This window comes from Bosea sp. RAC05 (assembly GCF_001713455.1).
GTDB lineage: Bacteria > Pseudomonadota > Alphaproteobacteria > Rhizobiales > Beijerinckiaceae > Allobosea.
In genome coordinates, this window is sequence record NZ_CP016464.1 from 3413364 (window position 1) to 3428598 (window position 15235).

At 68.6% G+C, this 15235-nt stretch carries 19 protein-coding genes; 10 read left to right on the forward strand and 9 right to left on the reverse strand.

Going from position 1 to position 15235, the window contains the following annotated elements; translation table 11 throughout:
- Positions 1-136: 136 nt before the first annotated feature.
- Entirely contained in the window at positions 137-2146 is a 2010-nt protein-coding gene (gene thrS, locus BSY19_RS19645) for a threonine--tRNA ligase (protein ID WP_083247712.1), read from the reverse strand.
- A 297-nt stretch (positions 2147-2443) separates the two neighbouring features.
- Here thrS and BSY19_RS19650 point away from each other — a divergent pair, with 297 nt between their 5' ends.
- Positions 2444-2686: a cysteine rich repeat-containing protein gene (locus tag BSY19_RS19650; protein WP_069055607.1), complete on the forward strand. Its 243-nt coding sequence runs from the start codon at positions 2444-2446 to the stop codon at positions 2684-2686.
- Here BSY19_RS19650 and yidD read toward each other — a convergent pair.
- Positions 2616-3068, reverse strand: coding sequence for a membrane protein insertion efficiency factor YidD (gene yidD, locus BSY19_RS27105; protein WP_083247957.1), 453 nt, complete (start codon positions 3066-3068; stop codon positions 2616-2618). The two genes, BSY19_RS19650 and yidD, sit on opposite strands and share 71 nt — an antisense overlap.
- 85 nt (positions 3069-3153) lie before the next feature.
- On the opposite strand from yidD, the gene BSY19_RS19660 reads away from it, so the two are divergent.
- Positions 3154-3849 carry a phosphatase PAP2 family protein gene (locus BSY19_RS19660; protein WP_069055608.1) on the forward strand — a complete coding sequence of 232 codons (696 nt, stop codon included), beginning with the start codon at positions 3154-3156 and terminating at the stop codon, positions 3847-3849.
- A gap of 16 nt (positions 3850-3865) precedes the next feature.
- Here BSY19_RS19660 and BSY19_RS19665 read toward each other — a convergent pair whose 3' ends face one another.
- Positions 3866-4315 (reverse strand): iron-sulfur cluster assembly scaffold protein, encoded by a 450-nt coding sequence (locus tag BSY19_RS19665; RefSeq protein WP_069055609.1) that lies wholly within the window; start codon positions 4313-4315, stop codon positions 3866-3868.
- A 185-nt stretch (positions 4316-4500) separates the two neighbouring features.
- Between BSY19_RS19665 and folE the strand changes: the two genes are divergently transcribed.
- From folE to BSY19_RS19680, 3 genes are all read left to right on the forward strand, one after another.
- Complete coding sequence (folE, locus tag BSY19_RS19670; RefSeq protein ID WP_069055610.1) at positions 4501-5142, forward strand: GTP cyclohydrolase I FolE; 642 nt, start codon at positions 4501-4503, stop codon at positions 5140-5142.
- 90 nt (positions 5143-5232) lie between these two features.
- Entirely contained in the window at positions 5233-5637 is a 405-nt protein-coding gene (gene hisI, locus BSY19_RS19675) for a phosphoribosyl-AMP cyclohydrolase (RefSeq protein WP_069055611.1), read from the forward strand.
- A 150-nt stretch (positions 5638-5787) separates the two neighbouring features.
- Positions 5788-6759 carry a patatin-like phospholipase family protein gene (locus BSY19_RS19680; RefSeq protein WP_083247714.1) on the forward strand — a complete coding sequence of 324 codons (972 nt, stop codon included), beginning with the start codon at positions 5788-5790 and terminating at the stop codon, positions 6757-6759.
- Between the two features lie 13 nt (positions 6760-6772).
- Here BSY19_RS19680 and BSY19_RS19685 read toward each other — a convergent pair whose 3' ends face one another.
- Positions 6773-7204, reverse strand: a complete 432-nt coding sequence (locus tag BSY19_RS19685) for a CBS domain-containing protein (RefSeq protein WP_069055612.1) — start codon at positions 7202-7204, stop codon at positions 6773-6775.
- A gap of 162 nt (positions 7205-7366) precedes the next feature.
- Positions 7367-8188, reverse strand: coding sequence for a rhomboid family intramembrane serine protease (locus BSY19_RS19690; RefSeq protein ID WP_069055613.1), 822 nt, complete (start codon positions 8186-8188; stop codon positions 7367-7369).
- A 407-nt stretch (positions 8189-8595) separates the two neighbouring features.
- On the opposite strand from BSY19_RS19690, the gene BSY19_RS19695 reads away from it, so the two are divergent.
- The 4 genes from BSY19_RS19695 to BSY19_RS19710 all read left to right on the forward strand — a co-directional run bounded on the left by BSY19_RS19695 (position 8596) and on the right by BSY19_RS19710 (position 11487).
- Positions 8596-9168: a PAS domain-containing protein gene (locus BSY19_RS19695; protein WP_069055614.1), complete on the forward strand. Its 573-nt coding sequence runs from the start codon at positions 8596-8598 to the stop codon at positions 9166-9168.
- Positions 9169-9231: 63 nt separating this feature from the next.
- Positions 9232-9846, forward strand: a complete 615-nt coding sequence (locus BSY19_RS19700) for a PilZ domain-containing protein (protein WP_069055615.1) — start codon at positions 9232-9234, stop codon at positions 9844-9846.
- Positions 9847-9959: 113 nt separating this feature from the next.
- On the forward strand, positions 9960-10682 hold the full coding sequence (locus tag BSY19_RS19705; protein ID WP_069055616.1) for an HAD hydrolase-like protein: 723 nt from the start codon (positions 9960-9962) through the stop codon (positions 10680-10682).
- A 175-nt stretch (positions 10683-10857) separates the two neighbouring features.
- The gene (locus tag BSY19_RS19710) at positions 10858-11487 is read left to right on the forward strand and encodes a transglutaminase-like cysteine peptidase (RefSeq protein ID WP_069055617.1); all 630 of its coding nucleotides are present in this window, start codon (positions 10858-10860) and stop codon (positions 11485-11487) included.
- 175 nt (positions 11488-11662) lie between these two features.
- On the opposite strand, the gene BSY19_RS19715 is transcribed toward BSY19_RS19710, so the two are convergent.
- A complete protein-coding gene (locus BSY19_RS19715; RefSeq protein ID WP_069055618.1) occupies positions 11663-12193 on the reverse strand; it encodes a gamma carbonic anhydrase family protein in 531 nt (176 codons plus the stop codon).
- A 59-nt stretch (positions 12194-12252) separates the two neighbouring features.
- Entirely contained in the window at positions 12253-12579 is a 327-nt protein-coding gene (locus BSY19_RS19720) for a DUF6949 family protein (protein WP_069055619.1), read from the reverse strand.
- Between the two features lie 170 nt (positions 12580-12749).
- On the opposite strand from BSY19_RS19720, the gene BSY19_RS19725 reads away from it, so the two are divergent.
- Complete coding sequence (locus BSY19_RS19725; RefSeq protein WP_069055620.1) at positions 12750-13526, forward strand: hypothetical protein; 777 nt, start codon at positions 12750-12752, stop codon at positions 13524-13526.
- A gap of 76 nt (positions 13527-13602) precedes the next feature.
- Here the strand turns inward: BSY19_RS19725 and BSY19_RS19730 are convergent, their stop codons facing one another.
- Positions 13603-13815, reverse strand: a complete 213-nt coding sequence (locus BSY19_RS19730; protein ID WP_054141925.1) for a DUF3126 family protein — start codon at positions 13813-13815, stop codon at positions 13603-13605.
- A gap of 221 nt (positions 13816-14036) precedes the next feature.
- On the reverse strand, positions 14037-14816 hold the full coding sequence (locus BSY19_RS19735; protein WP_069055621.1) for a helix-turn-helix domain-containing protein: 780 nt from the start codon (positions 14814-14816) through the stop codon (positions 14037-14039).
- Positions 14817-15235 lie beyond the last annotated feature (419 nt).

Here is a 15235-nt window from a genome sequence, read left to right on the forward strand (position 1 = left end):
GGCCGGCAATCTGGCATGGGGGACTGGCGGTTGGCGAGGGGGCGCCGGCCGTCATTGCGAGCGCAGCGAAGCAATCCAGTCGACCTGCCGCGCGGGCCTCTGGATTGCTTCGTCGCTACGCTCCTCGCAATGACGATCAGCCCGCAGCCTTCGCCGCGCGCGCCGCCTTCACCCGCTTCAGGTCCGGCGGCGTCGCCTCGTCCAGCATCGCCTCCAGCATGGCGTCGAGGCTCATCACCGTCTGCGCCTGGCTGCCGAGGCGGCGCACGGTGACCGTGCGCTCCTCCGCCTCGCGCTTGCCGACGGCCAGGATCACCGGGACCTTCGCCAGCGAGTGCTCGCGCACCTTGTAGGAGATCTTCTCATTACGCAGGTCGGCGCGGGCCCGCAGGCCGGCCGAGAGGCAGGCCATGGTCACGTCCTCGGCATAGGCATCCGCCTCGGAGGTGATCGGGCAGACCAGGATCTGCTCGGGCGCCAGCCAGAGCGGGAAATGCCCGGCGAAGTTCTCGATCAGGATGCCGGTGAAGCGCTCCAGCGAACCGCAGATCGCGCGGTGGACCATCACCGGCTGCTTCTTCTCGCCATCGGCACCGATATAGAAGGCGCCGAACCGCTCGGGCAGGTTGAAATCGACCTGCGTCGTGCCGCACTGCCAGTCGCGGCCGATGGCGTCCCGCAGGACGTACTCGAACTTCGGCCCGTAGAAGGCGCCCTCGCCCGGATTGATCTCGGTCTTGATCCGCCCGCCCGACTGCGCCGCGATCTCGATCAGGACGCGGTTCATCACATCCTCGGCATGGTCCCAGAGCGCGTCCGAGCCGACGCGCTTCTCCGGCCGTGTCGAGAGCTTGATGACGAGGTCGTCGGTGAAGCCGAAATCCTCGTAGACCGACAGGATCAGGTCGTTGATCTTCAGGCACTCGGCCGCGAGCTGGTCCTCGGTGCAGAAGATGTGCGCGTCGTCCTGCGTGAAGCCGCGCACGCGCATCAGCCCGTGCAGCGCGCCCGAGGGTTCGTAGCGATGCACCGCGCCGAATTCCGCCAGCCGGATCGGCAGATCGCGGTAGCTCTTCAGACCGTGCTTGAAGATCTGCACATGGCCGGGGCAGTTCATCGGCTTCAGCGCGAAGACCTTCTGGTCCTTCGTCGCGTCGTTGGGGTTCTCGAAGGCCGAGGCCGACTTCACCGCGAACATGTTGTCCTGGTACCAGCCCCAGTGGCCCGACGTCTCCCAGAGCGACTTGTCGAGGATCTGCGGCGCGTTGACCTCCTCGTAGTCGGCGGCGAGCCGGCGACGCATATAGGTCAGGATCTCCTGGAACAGCCGCCAGCCCTTGGAGTGCCAGAAGACGACGCCCGGCCCCTCCTCCTGGAAGTGGAACAGGTTCATCTCGCGGCCGAGCTTGCGGTGGTCGCGCTTCTCCGCCTCCTCGATCTGGTGCAGATGGGCGTCGAGTTGTTCCTGCTTGGCGAAGGCCGTGCCGTAGATGCGGGTCAGCATGGCGTTGTTGCTGTCGCCGCGCCAATAGGCGCCGGCCACCTTCATCAGCTTGAAGGCGGTGCCGACCTTGCCCACCGAGGTCATGTGCGGGCCGCGGCAGAGATCGATCCACTCGCCCTGCGCATACATCTTCAGCGTCTGGTCTTCAGGGATCGCATCGACGAGCTCGACCTTGTAGGCCTCGCCCTTCGCCGCGAAGAACGCCTTGGCCTTGTCGCGGCTCCACTCGTCCTTGGTGAAGGGCGCGTCCTTGGCGATGATCTCGCGCATCTTCTTCTCGATGACCGGCAGGTCGTCGGGCGTGAAGGGCTCGTTGCGGGCGAAGTCGTAGAAGAAGCCGCCCTCGATCACCGGGCCGATCGTCACCTGCGTGCCGGGCCAGAGCGCCTGCACGGCTTCGGCGAGCACATGCGCGCAGTCGTGCCGGATCAGTTCGAGCGCACGTGGGTCCTCGCGCGTCAGGAACTCGATCTTCGAGTCCTTGCCGATCGGATCGCCGAGATCGACGACGACGCCGTCGATGGCCATGGCGACAGTGCGCTTGAGGAGAGAGGGAGAGATGCCGCCGGCAATCTCCTTGCCGGTGATGCCGGAGGGAAATTCGCGCTTTGCGCCATCGGGAAAGGTCAGGGAGATCGTCATCGATCGTCGCTCCTGCTCACTCGGGGATACGAACCCCGTAAGACAAGGCCGGATACTGGGAAGAGCTGGACCAGGGCTGGACCGGCGCGGCGCTGTCCGTATCCGGGGGAGGACAGCGCCGGGAACGCCCCGCCTATACGAGCGCGCAGTGGCAGGCAATCGGGACGGCCACCGAAAACGCCGAGGGCGCGCGAGCGGCACCTGTCCGTTTCGTCATGATCCGCCCACCGGCCGGCAAAGCGCGATCCGCACAATCGCCGTGGTTGCGCCACCGCCTCGCCACAGGGAGATCCCGCCATGCCGCCCCTCCGCGCCGCCCTTTGCGCCGCCCTCGCCAGCCTCGTCCTCACCACCGCCGCCGCGCCATCGCAGGCGCAGGACCGCAACGCGATGCGTGAGGCCTGCGGGCCGGACGCCGCCCGCCTCTGCCCCGGCGTGAAGCCGGGCGGCGGCCGCATCCTCGCCTGCTTCAAGGAGAAGGCGGCCGATCTGTCGCCGGGCTGCCGGAGCGCCCTGCAGCAGGCCCAGGCCCAGCGCTGACCGCGCCGGCCTCGGCCCCGGCCTCCGCGTCCGGCTCCGCAGGCGGCGCGTTCACGCCGCGCCAGCGGCCATAGGACCAGGGCCGGTACCAGGCGGCATCGGGCGGCAGCTCCTCGCAGACGAGGTCGATGCCGCTCGTGCCGAGCGGGGTGCAGCGGCAGATCCGCGCCACCCCGACCCAGCCCCCGCGCCACAGGCCGAAACGCTGGATCGCCTCGTCGGTATAGGACGAGCAGCTCGGCCAGTGCCGGCAATGGCGCCCGATCAGCAGCGACAGGCTGAGCTGGTAGCCGCGGATCGCCCAGTGCGCGGCGCGCCGCGGCGCCAGCCTGACCGGAGCGGCCTGCGCGAAAAGACGTGACAAGCGCTGCTGCGATGCCATTTCATCCCGCTCGTCATCCAAGCCGAGATTCGCCATGCACCGCCCCGTTTCGCGACCCCGTTCCAATCGCCTGGGAGCCGCCGCGTTGGGGCTCGCGCTGGCGCTTCTGCTGGCACCGGCGCCGGCCGACGCCCAGCAGCGCACCAACCTGCTCTGGCTCGAACCCGGCAGGGTCGACCTCGCGACGCTGATCGGCCTGCCGCCGGCGATGAACTCGCCCGAGCAGAAGCGGGAATTCGACGAGGTTCTCCAGATCACCCTCGCCCGCACGCCCGAGCGCGAGAAGGCGGCGATCGCCGACCAGTACCAGACGCTCGCGCGCTTCCTCGAGGGCGCCGACATCGCCTTCGCCGGCAACGAGCACCGCGAGGTCCGGCTGCTCTATCGCGAGGCGCAGATCGAGCTCGGCATCGTTCTGCTCGGCGTGCGCCGCCTGACGAACCGGCAGCGGCCCTTCACGGTCTGGAACAAGGTGCGGGTCAAGCCCTGTCCGGGCGGACGGCCGGAAGGAACCTCCTTCCCGGCCGGCCATGCGGCGACCGCGGCGCTCTATGCCGAACTCCTGAGCACGGCGGCGCCGGAAATGGCCGCCAAGCTCGAGGAGCGGGTCAAGGATTACGGCGAGAGCCGTCTCGTCTGCGGCTTCCATTATCGCAGCGACCTCGCGGCGGGGGACAAGGCTGGCCGCGCCGTCGCCAAGGCGCTGCTCGCCGACCGCGCCTTCAGGGCCCGCTTCGACGAGACCCGCGCCGAGACCCGGCTGGCGCTCGGCCTGAAGTGAGCCGGCGCGCCGCCGCTCACGCGACCGCGGCGGCCTGGCGCCGCTGCTCGATCTGGCCGATCGCCTCGACCACCGCATCGAAGGTCAGCATCGTCGAGGCGTGGCGCGCCTTGTAGTCGCGCACCGGCACCAGCACCGAGAGATCGGCCCATTTTCCCTCGGGCGGCTCGGCCTGGTCCTTGAGGATGGCGCGGGCCTGCTCGCGGACCCGGCGCAACTCGTCGGCCGTCGAGCCGATCACATGCCGCGCCATGATCGAGGACGAGGCCTGCCCGAGCGCGCAGGCCTTCACCTCGTGCCCGAAGCCGGTGACGACATCGCCCTCCATGGTGAGATCGACGGTCACGGTCGAGCCGCAGAGGCGCGAATGCGCCTTGGCCGTCGCGTCGGGCTGCGGGAGCCGGTCCAGCAGCGGGATGTTCGCGGCGAGTTCGAGGATGCGCTTGTTGTAGACGTCGCTCAACATATCGTGCTCTCCACCGGCTCTGGAGTGACCGGCGCCCGACCCCAATATAGGGTTCATGCTCGCTCAGTGGGAGAGCATCCACGGTCGCGCCCCGCCCTCGCGAAAAAAAGCGCGTCGTCGTGCCGGCCGCGTGGTCCAACCGGGATCGCGCGACGTATCAGGACCACCAAAACGGGAGGCGCCACATGAACCCTGTGGTTAAGTCCTTGTCGGTCGAGCGGGCTCTGGGGCCCTCCGCGGACAAGTTTCTGATCAAGCAGCCGACGCAGGAACAGGCGGAGGAGGCCGTGCGGACCCTCCTTCTCTGGGCCGGGGATGACCCGTCCCGCGAAGGTCTCCAGGACACGCCGCGGCGCGTGGCCAAGGCCTATAAGGAATTCTACAAGGGCTATGAGGAGGATGCGGCCGAGATTCTCGACCGGGTCTTCGAGGAGGTCGAGGGCTATCGCGACATGGTTCTCGTGCGCGACATCCCCTTCTATTCCCATTGCGAGCACCACATGGTGCCCTTCGTCGGCAAGGCCCATATCGGCTACTACCCGGCCAAGGGCGTCGTCGGCCTGTCCAAGCTCGCCCGCGTCGTCGATGTCTATGCGCGCCGGCTGCAGACGCAGGAAACGATGACGGCCCAGATCGCGGATGTGATCGACCGCGTGCTCGCTCCGCGCGGCGTCGCCGTCCTGATCGAGGCCGAGCACATGTGCATGTCGATGCGCGGCGTGCAGAAGCAGGGCTCCTCGACCATGACGACCCGCTACACCGGCCTGTTCAACGAACCGTCCGAGCAGGTGCGCTTCTTCACCATGGTGAAGTCGCCGGGCCTCTGAGGCGGGGCTCTTTGCGATTGGCCCGCGCCGCGGGCGGCTCTACAAGGGCGCATCCTCATGGATGCGCCCTCTTTCGTTCCGGAGCCCGGCATGCCGCCCTTCCCCGCCGCCCCCGACAAGCAGGCCCTCGAGGAGGGCACCACCTTCGCCCCGCGCTTCGACGCCAATGGGCTCGTGACCTGCGTCACCACCGATGCGGCCACCGGCGAGCTGCTCATGGTCGCCCATATGAACGCGCAGGCGCTGGCCCGTTCGATCGAGACCGGCGAGGCCTGGTACTGGTCGCGCTCGCGCGGCGAGCTCTGGCACAAGGGCGCGACCTCCGGCCAGGTCCAGACCATCGTCGAGATGCGGGTCGATTGCGACCAGGACGCGCTCTGGCTGAAGGTCCAGGTCGCCGGCGATGGCGGCTGCTGCCACACCGGGCGCCGCTCCTGCTTCTACCGGGTGCAGCCGCTGCGCGAACAGGCCGACGCCCCGCTGCGCTTCGTCTGAGCCCTCGCTCCCGAACCGGCGCCTGCCCCGCGGCGGGTGACGGTCGCGTGCTGCGCCGCCGGGATCGCGCCGCCGTCACGCGGCGGACACGAAGCACTGGCAGGCGATTTGCCTCACCGTCGCCGGGGCGAGGGTGGAGGGATTCGACCCATGAACGATGCCAGCATGCCGAAGGCCGGTCCCAACGGCCGGCCGAAGATCGGCCTCGCGCTCGGGGGCGGCGCCGCGCGCGGCTGGGCCCATATCGGCGTGCTGCAGGTCCTGACCGAGGCGGGGCTGCAGCCGGACGTGATCGCCGGCACCTCGATCGGCGCGGTCGTCGGCGGCTGCTTCGCCGCCGGCAAGCTGCCCGAACTCACCGACTTCGCCACGGGCCTGACCAAGCGCCGGGTCGTCGGCCTGATGGATTTTCACATCGGTGGCGCCGGGCTGATCGGCGGCGGGCGCCTCAGGCGTCTCCTGGAGCGCGACCTCTCGGGCCTGCGCATCGAGGGTCTGTCGACCCGCTTCGTCGCGATCGCCACCGAACTCGGCACCGGCCACGAGATCTGGCTGACGCAGGGCACGCTGGTCGACGCGCTCGGGGCCTCCTATGCCCTGCCCGGCGTCTTCGATCCGGTGAAGCTCGGCGGCCGCTGGCTGATGGACGGGGCGCTGGTCAATCCCGTCCCGGTGACGGCCGCCCGCGCGCTCGGCGCCGACATCGTGATCTGCGTCAACCTGAACAGCGATCTCGCCGGCCGTGGCACGATCATCCAGCAGCACAGCGCCGATCCGGATCCGGCGATCGTGCCCGAACTCGACGTCCGGCCGACCTCGCGCTGGCTCGGCGGCATCACCGGCGCCGCCAGGCGGGTGCGCGGGCTCGTCGGCCGCCAGAGCGAGGCCCGGCCGGGACTCGCCGGCGTGATGATCGACGCCTTCAACATCACGCAGGACCGGATCTCGCGCTCGCGCCTGGCGGGCGATCCGCCCGACGTCATGGTCGGCCCGAAGCTCGGCCGCACCGGCCTGTTCGATTTCCACCGCGCGCAGGAGACGATCGAACTCGGCCGGCAGGCCACGCTGCGCTGCCTCGACGACATCGAGACGGCCATCGCCGGCAGCCGTCTCTCGCCCTGAGGCGCGGGCCCGCTCAGGCCATGGCGATGTAGTCGCGCATCGCCCGGCTCTCGGCCTCGATCGCCGCGACGCGGTGCTTGACCACGTCGCCGATCGAGACGAGGCCGACGACGCGGCCGGCCTCCACCACCGGCACATGCCGGAAACGGCCCGAGGTCATGATCTCCATCAGCTCGTCGACGCTGGTCTGGACCCGGCAGGTCACGACCTTGGCGGTCATCGCCCGCGACACCGGGCTGTCGAGCGCGGCCGCCCCGCTCTCCCCGAGCGCGCGGATGATGTCGCGCTCGGACAGGATGCCGACGAGCGCCCCGTCCGCGCCCATCACCACGACCGCGCCAATCCGCTTCTCGCTCAGTGTCTTCACGGCCTCGCCCAGCGTGCGATGCGGCTGGACCGAGATGACCTCGCGTCCCTTGTCCCCCAGAAGCTGCTCGACATTCATGGCGTCGTCCTCCTTGCGGTGGCGCCGTTGCCCGGCGCGCGGATTCGTCCTGTTCCCGCCATCCGGGCCGAACCCAACCACCCGGCAGGACCGCGGGAACGCTGCGAAGACCGGGAGTGTGGGCGAAGACTCAGGCGCAGGCAAGGCGAGCGCGGGGCCGGTTCAGCGCCGCGTGGCGCCCCGGTCGAACAGGGGAAACAGCAGGAGTCCGACGAGGAAACCGCCGATATGGGCCTCCCAGGCGATGCTGGTCTCCTCCCCCAGGATCGGCACCAGGCCCGACCCGAACAGGATGTTCGTCGCGAACCAGATGACGATGAAGAGCATCGCGCGCGAATTGCGCCAGAGCTCGCCCAGGGGTTCGGCGGGTATCGCCCGCACCACCGCATCGTCGGCCAGAGAACCGAAGCGCAGGCCCGGCGCGAAGACGAAGCGGATCGCCGCCGCCGTCGCCCCCGACACCGCCGCCGAAGCGCCGACCAGCGGCAGCACGTCGAGATCGCGTGCGAACCAGTGCAGCAGCGCGCCGCCGATCGTCGACAGGCCCATCAGGCTGAGGAAGCGGCCGCTCCCGAGCCGGCGCGCCACCGGGCTGCCGAAGGCCGCGAGCCAGACGACATTGGTGATCAGATGCACCCAGGACCCGTGCAGCAGGCCGTAGGTCAGCAGGTTCCAGAGCCTCGGCCCGCCATCGGCCAGCAGCAGCCGCACCAGTTGCAGCCGGTCGGCCACATTCTGCCCCGCCGACGAACTCGCCACGGCCGAGACCATCTCCTCGAGGCGCTCGGGCGCGAGCCAGAGGCTCAGCCGGGCGGGAACGAAGGCGAACCAGGAGAGAAGGACGTAGTCGTCATAGGCCGACAGCAGTTCCCGCCCGCCCTGGATCAGGGCGAGAACAGCGGTCAGCCAGACGATGACGGCCGGGAGATTGAGGATCGGCTCGCGCTGGACGGGGGCGGGATGGCCGGGAGCAGGATGGGACATGTGCGCCAACCCTTGCCGAAGCCGCCGCCGCTGGCAAGCGAGGGCGCGAGGCCGCGATGAAAAAAGGGGAGCGGCCTCGCGCCGCTCCCCTCGCTCCGGCTGATCGGGCGCGAGCCGAGCGGCTCGGGCCACGGTCACGTCCCCGCCGGCCCCTTCCGTCTGCGGGCGCACCGCCCCGCAAAAATCGATAATTTGATAATCATTTTAGAGGGTTATCCACAATCGAAAGGTCTTGTTAACCCTAACGCACCGTTTACCCGAACAGCGAGCAGCCAGCATGGCAAGACGGCATGGCGCCTGCGTCCTTCGCCGACCGAAGGGCCGATTCGTCCCGCCTCCTGACGGTTCTGCGCCATCGCGGGACGGCAGGTCGGCTGTGGCGGCGGCCGGCAGCACTGGATACCGGAATGAAGAACCCAAGCACGCGCCTCGTCTTCGAGTACTGGGACACTCTCCGTGGAGAGCGTTCGGCACCCGAGCGTGGCGAGATCGAACCGGGCGCCCTGCGCCATGCGCTCGCCGACACCTTCGTCCTGGAGAATGAACCGATCGGGCCTGTCTTCAGGCTTGCGGGCACGCGGCTCTGCGCGCTGCTCGGCCACGAACTGCGCGGCCGCGCCTTCACCGCGCTCTGGTCCGACGTCGAGTCGCAGGCCGAGATGCGCCGCCTCGCCCAGACCGTGATGGACGAGTCTGCCGGCGCGGTCGCGGGCCTGACCGGCGAAACCCGCACTGGCGCACCGGTCTATCTCGAGCTGCTCCTGCTGCCGCTGCGCTATCGCGGCCGCACCCATGCCCGCATGCTGGGCTCCCTGTCGGCCGCGGCAACCCCGGAATGGCTCGGCCTCGATTCCATCGAGTCGATGCGGATGATCTCGCTGCGCATGCTCTGGCCCGGCCTCGCGCCGCGCCAGCCGGTTCCGGTGCCGGCGCGGGGGCGCCCGCCGAAATTCATGGTCCTTCCGGGCGGTCGCGCCTGACGGACACACCATGCGTTAACCAGATGGCTTATAGGATCAGCCCGAAAGCAGGCTGACCCTTTGATGTTGAGCGCCCTACAACCGCCCCGGACGGCTGCACGCACTGCCGAGCGCAGGCGCCATCATCGTATGAAGGTGGTCCTTTTGGGCCGCTACATGCTGCCCAACCGCATGGAATATCCCTGTCAGTCGATCGACATCTCGCCGGGCGGCGTACATCTGGCCGCCCCCGCCCGGGCCAACCCCGGCGAGCGCGTCATCGTCTATCTCGAACATCTCGGCCGCATCGAGGGCACCTGTGTGCGCACCACGATGGAAGGCTTCGCGATGACGATCACCGCGACCAGCCGCAAGCGCGAGAAATTCACCGCCCAGTTGACCTGGCTCGCCAATCGCGAGGAGCTCGGCCTGCCCGAGGATCGCCGCCACGAGCGCATCGTGCCGCGCAATCCGCGCGCCGTGCTGGGGCTCGAGGACGGCACCGAGCATGTCGTGCGCCTCATCGACATCTCGCTCTCCGGCACCGCCTTCACCAGCGATCTCGACCTGCCGATGAACACGCCGCTGCGGATCGGTTCGACGCCTGCCAAGATCGTGCGCCGCTTCGACGGCGGCTACGCGGCCGAATTCCGCTTCCCCCTCTCGGCCGATCTGCTCGACGAAAACCTCGAGCTCTGACGCAAGCCCACCGCGCCGCCTCAGTCGCCCCCGCCCTCGGCATGAACCCTGCTTGCGCCGGCTAACCGCAGCCGCCATAGCCTGTGGCTTCCGAAACGCTGCGCCGGCCGGGCATGCCCTACAAGCTGATCATCTTCGACTTCGACGGAACGCTGGCGGACACCTTCCCGTGGTTCACGGGCGTTCTGAACGATGTCGCGGCGCGCTACCGCTTCCGCCGGGTCGAGGCGGACGAGGTCGAGCGGCTGCGCGGCCTCAGCGCACGCCAGCTCCTCGTCCATTTGGGCATTCCGGCCTGGAAGCTGCCCTTCATCGCCCGCCACATGCGCCGCCTCGCCACGGATGACGGCGAGCCCGCGCCGATCTTTCCCGGCAGCGAGGCGATGCTGCGCGACCTACGCGAGGCCGGCCTCGTGCTCGCCATCGTCAGCTCCAACACCGAGCGCAACATCCGCCGCGCCCTCGGCCCGGAAACGGCGGGACTGTTCAGCCACTATGCCTGCGGCGCCGGCCTGTTCGGCAAGGCGGGCAAATTCCGCCAGATCGCCAGGCGCGCGGGCGTCGAACACAGGCACTGCCTCTGCATCGGCGACGAGATCCGCGACTTCGAGGCCGCCTCCGACGCCGGGATGGCCTTCGGCGCCGTCACCTGGGGCTTCACCAGCCGCCCTGCCCTGCAGTCCCTCGATCCGGCCTTCCTGTTCGCCCGCATCGACGAGATCGAGGCCCGGCGCTTCGTCGACGCCGGACTTCCCGATCGCCCCGAAGGCACCGGCCACCGGACCACGCCCCGGCCGCGCATGGTTAAGCAGACCTCACCCGAGGCTGATCGATAATTAACAGCAGCTGAATCGATCGCTCCGATTTGCGCACGACTGCTTTCCCCACGATTTAGACTAAGTTCCATTGCGCGGAGACATCGGCGAATTCACTAGAATTGTTCGCTTTCATTTCAAGTCAAATCCATGAGCCGGCGGCATCGTCCTCCCCAGGGACCAGAAAGGGGACGACATGCCTTCAAAGACCACAACCACCCTCGGTGCTGCTTTTGCCTGCCTGCTCATGACCGGCCTCGCATCGGGCGCCGGAGCCCAGACGGCCGGCGTGCCGGTCGCCAGCCTGCCGGCGGCGGCCTCCGGCGATGCCCGGGCGCCCTATGCCTGGAACGACCTCTGCCGCCGCACCCCGGCGGAATGCCGGGTCGATCTGCGCGAGCCCGAGACGGTCGAGATGACGCCGAAGCTCTGGAAGACGATCGTGGCCGTGAACACCCGGGTGAACCGCGAGATCGAGGCGGTGACCGACGAGGATCACTGGGGCGTCGTCGATCGCTGGGACATGCCCGATGACGGCAAGGGCGACTGCGAGGATTTCGCGCTGCTGAAGCGCAAGCGCCTGGCCGAGGCCGGCGTCCCGCGCCGCGCCATGGTGATGACCGTGGTGATCGACGAGGAGAACGCGGGCCACGCCGTGATGATGATCCGCACCGACCGCGGCGACTTCATCCTCGACAACAAGCGCAACGCGGTCCTGCCCTGGAGCCAGACCGGCTACGTCTACGTCAAGCGCGAGTCGCAGATGCGGACGGGCTGGACCTCGCTGGGCGGCGCGCAGACCTCCACGGTCGCGGCCGTGCGCTGACGCAAGCCGCGACGGCTGCCTGCGGGCGGCCCGATGACGATCGGAACGGGACCTCCCGTTCCCCTGAGGCGGCGAGACTTGGTCACGTCCCCACCCACCCGTCCCCAAGGCCGGGTTTCGCCAAGGGCCGGCTCCTTCCCCAGGGGCCGGCCCGCTTCGTTTCCGCAAGGCTGGTTCAGTCGAGGCGCTCAAGCCCCGCCGCGAACTGCTTCCAGCGGGCCGCATAGCCGCGCGCGGAGGCGGTGATGCCGGCGGCCGCGGCCTCGTCGAGCGTGCGGATGGCCTTCGCCGGCGCTCCGACGATCAGCGAATTGTCCGGGAATTCCTTGCCCTCGGTGACCAGCGCATTGGCGCCCACGAGGCTGTTGCGGCCGATCTTTGCGCCGTTGAGCACCGTCGCGCCCATGCCGACCAGGCTGTTCTCGCCGATGATGCAGCCATGCAGGATCGCGCGATGGCCGATCGTGCAGTTCTCGCCGACGACGAGCGGAAAGCCCATGTCGGTGTGCAGGACGCAGCCCTCCTGGATGTTGCTGCCGGCCCGGATCTCGATCCATTCGTTGTCGCCGCGCAGCACGGCGCCGAACCAGATCCCGACATCGACGCCGAGCCGGACCCGCCCGATCACATGGGCATCGGGCGCCAGCCACCACTGCCCGTCACCGGGCGTCTCGGGCGATTGTCCGTCGAGGGCATAGAGAGGCATGGCCGGTTGTCCTTCCGCGCTGGAGCGACGTCAGGAGTGGCCGCGGGCCGCCGCTGCCGTCAAGGGGCGAGCACCTGCAGCAGGTCGAGCACGACCCGGCCGGAGAAGATGCTCCAGACCGAGGCGATCATGCTGGCGAGCATCACGAACACGATCGGACGCCCCTCGATGCGCCGGCCGCGCACCGTGTTGCGCAGGATCAGGAAGGGCGCGCTGAACACCACCACCGGCACGCTCGCCACCGCAAACAGCCCGCCGGCCTGGAGCAGGCGGAAATCGGCGCGCTGCGCGGTGAAGAGTTCGAAGGCCGAGGCCAGCAGGCCTGCAAAGGCGAAGCCGACGACCAGCGCCTTGAGCACTTCCACGGCAGCGGGTTCGATCGTCAAGGAAGTCTGCTCCGGCGGACGCGACGGCCGGACACTGCCTCATGGTTTAAAAAGTGTGAAGAAAAGGCTGAAGCAATGGTTAACGCCACCGCCAGCGCCGCGGCTAGCATGGTTTACGCGACGTTAACGGGCAGGTGCTTGAGTGGCGCCACAGCCAGACGGAACCGGACGTGACCGCCTATCATCCTCAGGATCCCGCCGTCGATCAGACGCCGCCGGCCTACCCGGCCCAGGCCGCCGCCGCGCTCGCCGAGGCCGTGCGCACCCGGCTGAAGCGCCCGCCGCCGCCGCTGCCGCGCGCCGATGGCGCGCTGCTCAAGGCGGCCGCCGCGATCATGCTGCTCGGCGCGCTGGCGACGGGGCTGGCGCTCTATCTCGGCCATCGCGAGGTCCCGCTCGAGCCGGTGATCCAGCCCGCCCGGATCGGCACCGTCTCGCTGGTGGTGCCGCAGAACCTCACCGGCACCGAGCCCGACGACACCAGCCGCCTCGTCGGCATGGTCCGGCTCCGGCTGGACTGGCCGAGCCTCGGCCCGGCCCAGACCGGCCCGACCGCGCTGCAGAGCCGCCAGCGCCTGCTGGTCACGCTGAGCCCGCCCGACAAGGTCAACGACCCGCAGACGCAGCTCTCGGTCTATGCCCGCTTCCTGACGCCCACCGTCTGGTCCAACCCCGGCGGGCTGGTCGTGCGCGGCTTCCGCAAGGGCTCGCCCTATGAGGGCGACGAGCTCTATGTCTCGGTGCCCGACGGGCGCGGCTTCGCGGCACGCTGCCCCCTCGACGGGGCGAAATCCGATTCCGCGCGGCCCGATCTCGACGAGCCCTGCCGCGTCACCTTCCGCCATCGCGGGATGGACGTGAACATCCGCTTCCCCCGCGCCATCATCGCCGATTGGGAGCTGATGCTCGGCGGCGTCCGCCGCACCATCGACGGCCTGATCCGCTGAACCCTGATGGGCGGCTGCCCGTCGCTACCGGCATGCGCAGGCGGTCACGTCGGGCGGCCGCCTGCGCGAAATCCCCTCAGTCCTCCAGATCGACGTCCAGGATCGCCATCGTGAAGTTGAACGAGCGGTCGCCATCCTCGTCGTCGACATGGATGATGCCGATGAACTCGTCGGCGAGATAGACCTCGGCCGAATCGTTCTTCTTCATCCGCGCGCGCACGCTGATGCCGTGATTGTTGAAGGTGCGCCGCAGATAGCCCTCGAGCTTGGCGAGTTCGGTCTTGTCCATGGGACGGGTCCTTTCGAAGTGGCCGGACCGATGCCATGGCCCGCCCGTGAGGGCAAGCCGGCAAGCCGCGCCGTCCCCTTCGCCGGAGCGGCGGAGACGGCGCGAACATCCGCCGAGGGGCTCGCCTTCCAAAGGGTTACCCCCGGGGAGTGAGGTGATGGGATATGGGGGATGATGCGGGTACGGGAATGACCTGGCCGGACGGGCGCCGGGGTCGAGGATCACCCGCGAACGTCGCGGGGCAGGATCCCGAGCGTGGCCCGCAGCGCGCGCGACATCTGGGCGGCCGTCTCGAAGCCGGCGGCCGCGGCGGCGTCGCCGGCGGCATGTCCGGCTTTCAGCGATTCGACCGCGATTTCGCATCGCAGGTCCAGCAGGGAGCGATACGGCGTTCGGCCCTTGGTCGCGCGGAAACACCGGATGAAGTGGAATTTGCTCAGGCCCAGGACACCGGCCATCTCCTCGAGACGGATCTCCCGGGCGATATTCTCCCGAAGGTACTCCTCGACCCGCCGGATCTCTGTCGGCTCCAGTTTGCGATCCGCGCGGGAGGGCGGTTCGCCGGCGGACTGGAGGCCGGCAAAGGTGGCGACCGCCACCTGCCCCAGGGATTCGACGAGAAGCTCCTTGAACGGCAGCGTCCCGTGCAGAACCTCGTTGAGCTGCGTGAACACGCGCAGCAGCGCCGGGGACTGGAAATAGATCGCCGGCCGGCTCCAGCACGCCTCTGTCAGCAGCGGCTCCGGAACGGCATCGGGCTCGATATAGAGGGCGGTGAAAGCCTGGGGACGGCCCGTCGGCTTGCACCAGCCCTTGACCGCGATTCCTGCGGGAAAAAAGGTCAGCGTCTGCCGGAGATCACGACCGCGCCTCGGCTTTTCGCCCTCGACGCGCATCAGGCCGTCGTGGAAGACGAGATCGTGGAACGCGACGTAATGCCGGTCGCTCTTCATCGAGAATTCGTAGTCGACCGGATTCCGCGTCTCGACATGCTCGACCATGCAATCGCTGGTTTCGGCATGTGACCGCAGAACCCTGGTGCGGCGCTTCAGCGTCAGATCGATGATTTTGGGTTGTGCCACGCGCCAGTATTGCCCAGTGCGCCCTGCGAATGAGAGGCCAATTGCGAGATCAGATTTCAGCGGTGACGCTGTCGGTGTCAAGCGAAGATGACACATCTGAGACCAGACTGCGTCGCATGCGACCGCGATATATCAAGCCGCTCGGGGCAAACAGCCGCGAAAACACGAGTGAGCCGCCGTTCGAGCCAACCCGCGCAGCCCGAATACTGTGGCACCGCGCGGTTGATTTCAAATACATCCATGTAGTCCGGCAACAAAATCGGCGGCATGGGCGGTATGACGTAAGCGCATTATCATAGAAATGCTCACATTTACCCAAATTTAAAGCTGAGATTCTA

Bases quoted from the DNA above. Each gene is read 5' to 3' on its own strand.
- BSY19_RS19735 (WP_069055621.1), bottom strand. From the start codon at position 14,816: ATGGTCGAGCATGTCGAGACGCGGAATCCGGTCGACTACGAATTCTCG.
- BSY19_RS19690 (WP_069055613.1), bottom strand. From the start codon at position 8,188: ATGTCCCATCCTGCTCCCGGCCATCCCGCCCCCGTCCAGCGCGAGCCG.
- folE (WP_069055610.1), top strand. From the start codon at position 4,501: ATGAACCCTGTGGTTAAGTCCTTGTCGGTCGAGCGGGCTCTGGGGCCC.
- hisI (WP_069055611.1), top strand. From the start codon at position 5,233: ATGCCGCCCTTCCCCGCCGCCCCCGACAAGCAGGCCCTCGAGGAGGGC.
- BSY19_RS19695 (WP_069055614.1), top strand. From the start codon at position 8,596: ATGAAGAACCCAAGCACGCGCCTCGTCTTCGAGTACTGGGACACTCTC.
- BSY19_RS19710 (WP_069055617.1), top strand. From the start codon at position 10,858: ATGCCTTCAAAGACCACAACCACCCTCGGTGCTGCTTTTGCCTGCCTG.
- BSY19_RS19665 (WP_069055609.1), bottom strand. From the start codon at position 4,315: ATGTTGAGCGACGTCTACAACAAGCGCATCCTCGAACTCGCCGCGAAC.
- BSY19_RS19700 (WP_069055615.1), top strand. From the start codon at position 9,232: ATGTTGAGCGCCCTACAACCGCCCCGGACGGCTGCACGCACTGCCGAG.
- BSY19_RS19680 (WP_083247714.1), top strand. From the start codon at position 5,788: ATGAACGATGCCAGCATGCCGAAGGCCGGTCCCAACGGCCGGCCGAAG.
- yidD (WP_083247957.1), bottom strand. From the start codon at position 3,068: ATGGCATCGCAGCAGCGCTTGTCACGTCTTTTCGCGCAGGCCGCTCCG.
- BSY19_RS19705 (WP_069055616.1), top strand. From the start codon at position 9,960: ATGCCCTACAAGCTGATCATCTTCGACTTCGACGGAACGCTGGCGGAC.
- thrS (WP_083247712.1), bottom strand. From the start codon at position 2,146: ATGACGATCTCCCTGACCTTTCCCGATGGCGCAAAGCGCGAATTTCCC.
- BSY19_RS19730 (WP_054141925.1), bottom strand. From the start codon at position 13,815: ATGGACAAGACCGAACTCGCCAAGCTCGAGGGCTATCTGCGGCGCACC.
- BSY19_RS19650 (WP_069055607.1), top strand. From the start codon at position 2,444: ATGCCGCCCCTCCGCGCCGCCCTTTGCGCCGCCCTCGCCAGCCTCGTC.
- BSY19_RS19715 (WP_069055618.1), bottom strand. From the start codon at position 12,193: ATGCCTCTCTATGCCCTCGACGGACAATCGCCCGAGACGCCCGGTGAC.
- BSY19_RS19685 (WP_069055612.1), bottom strand. From the start codon at position 7,204: ATGAATGTCGAGCAGCTTCTGGGGGACAAGGGACGCGAGGTCATCTCG.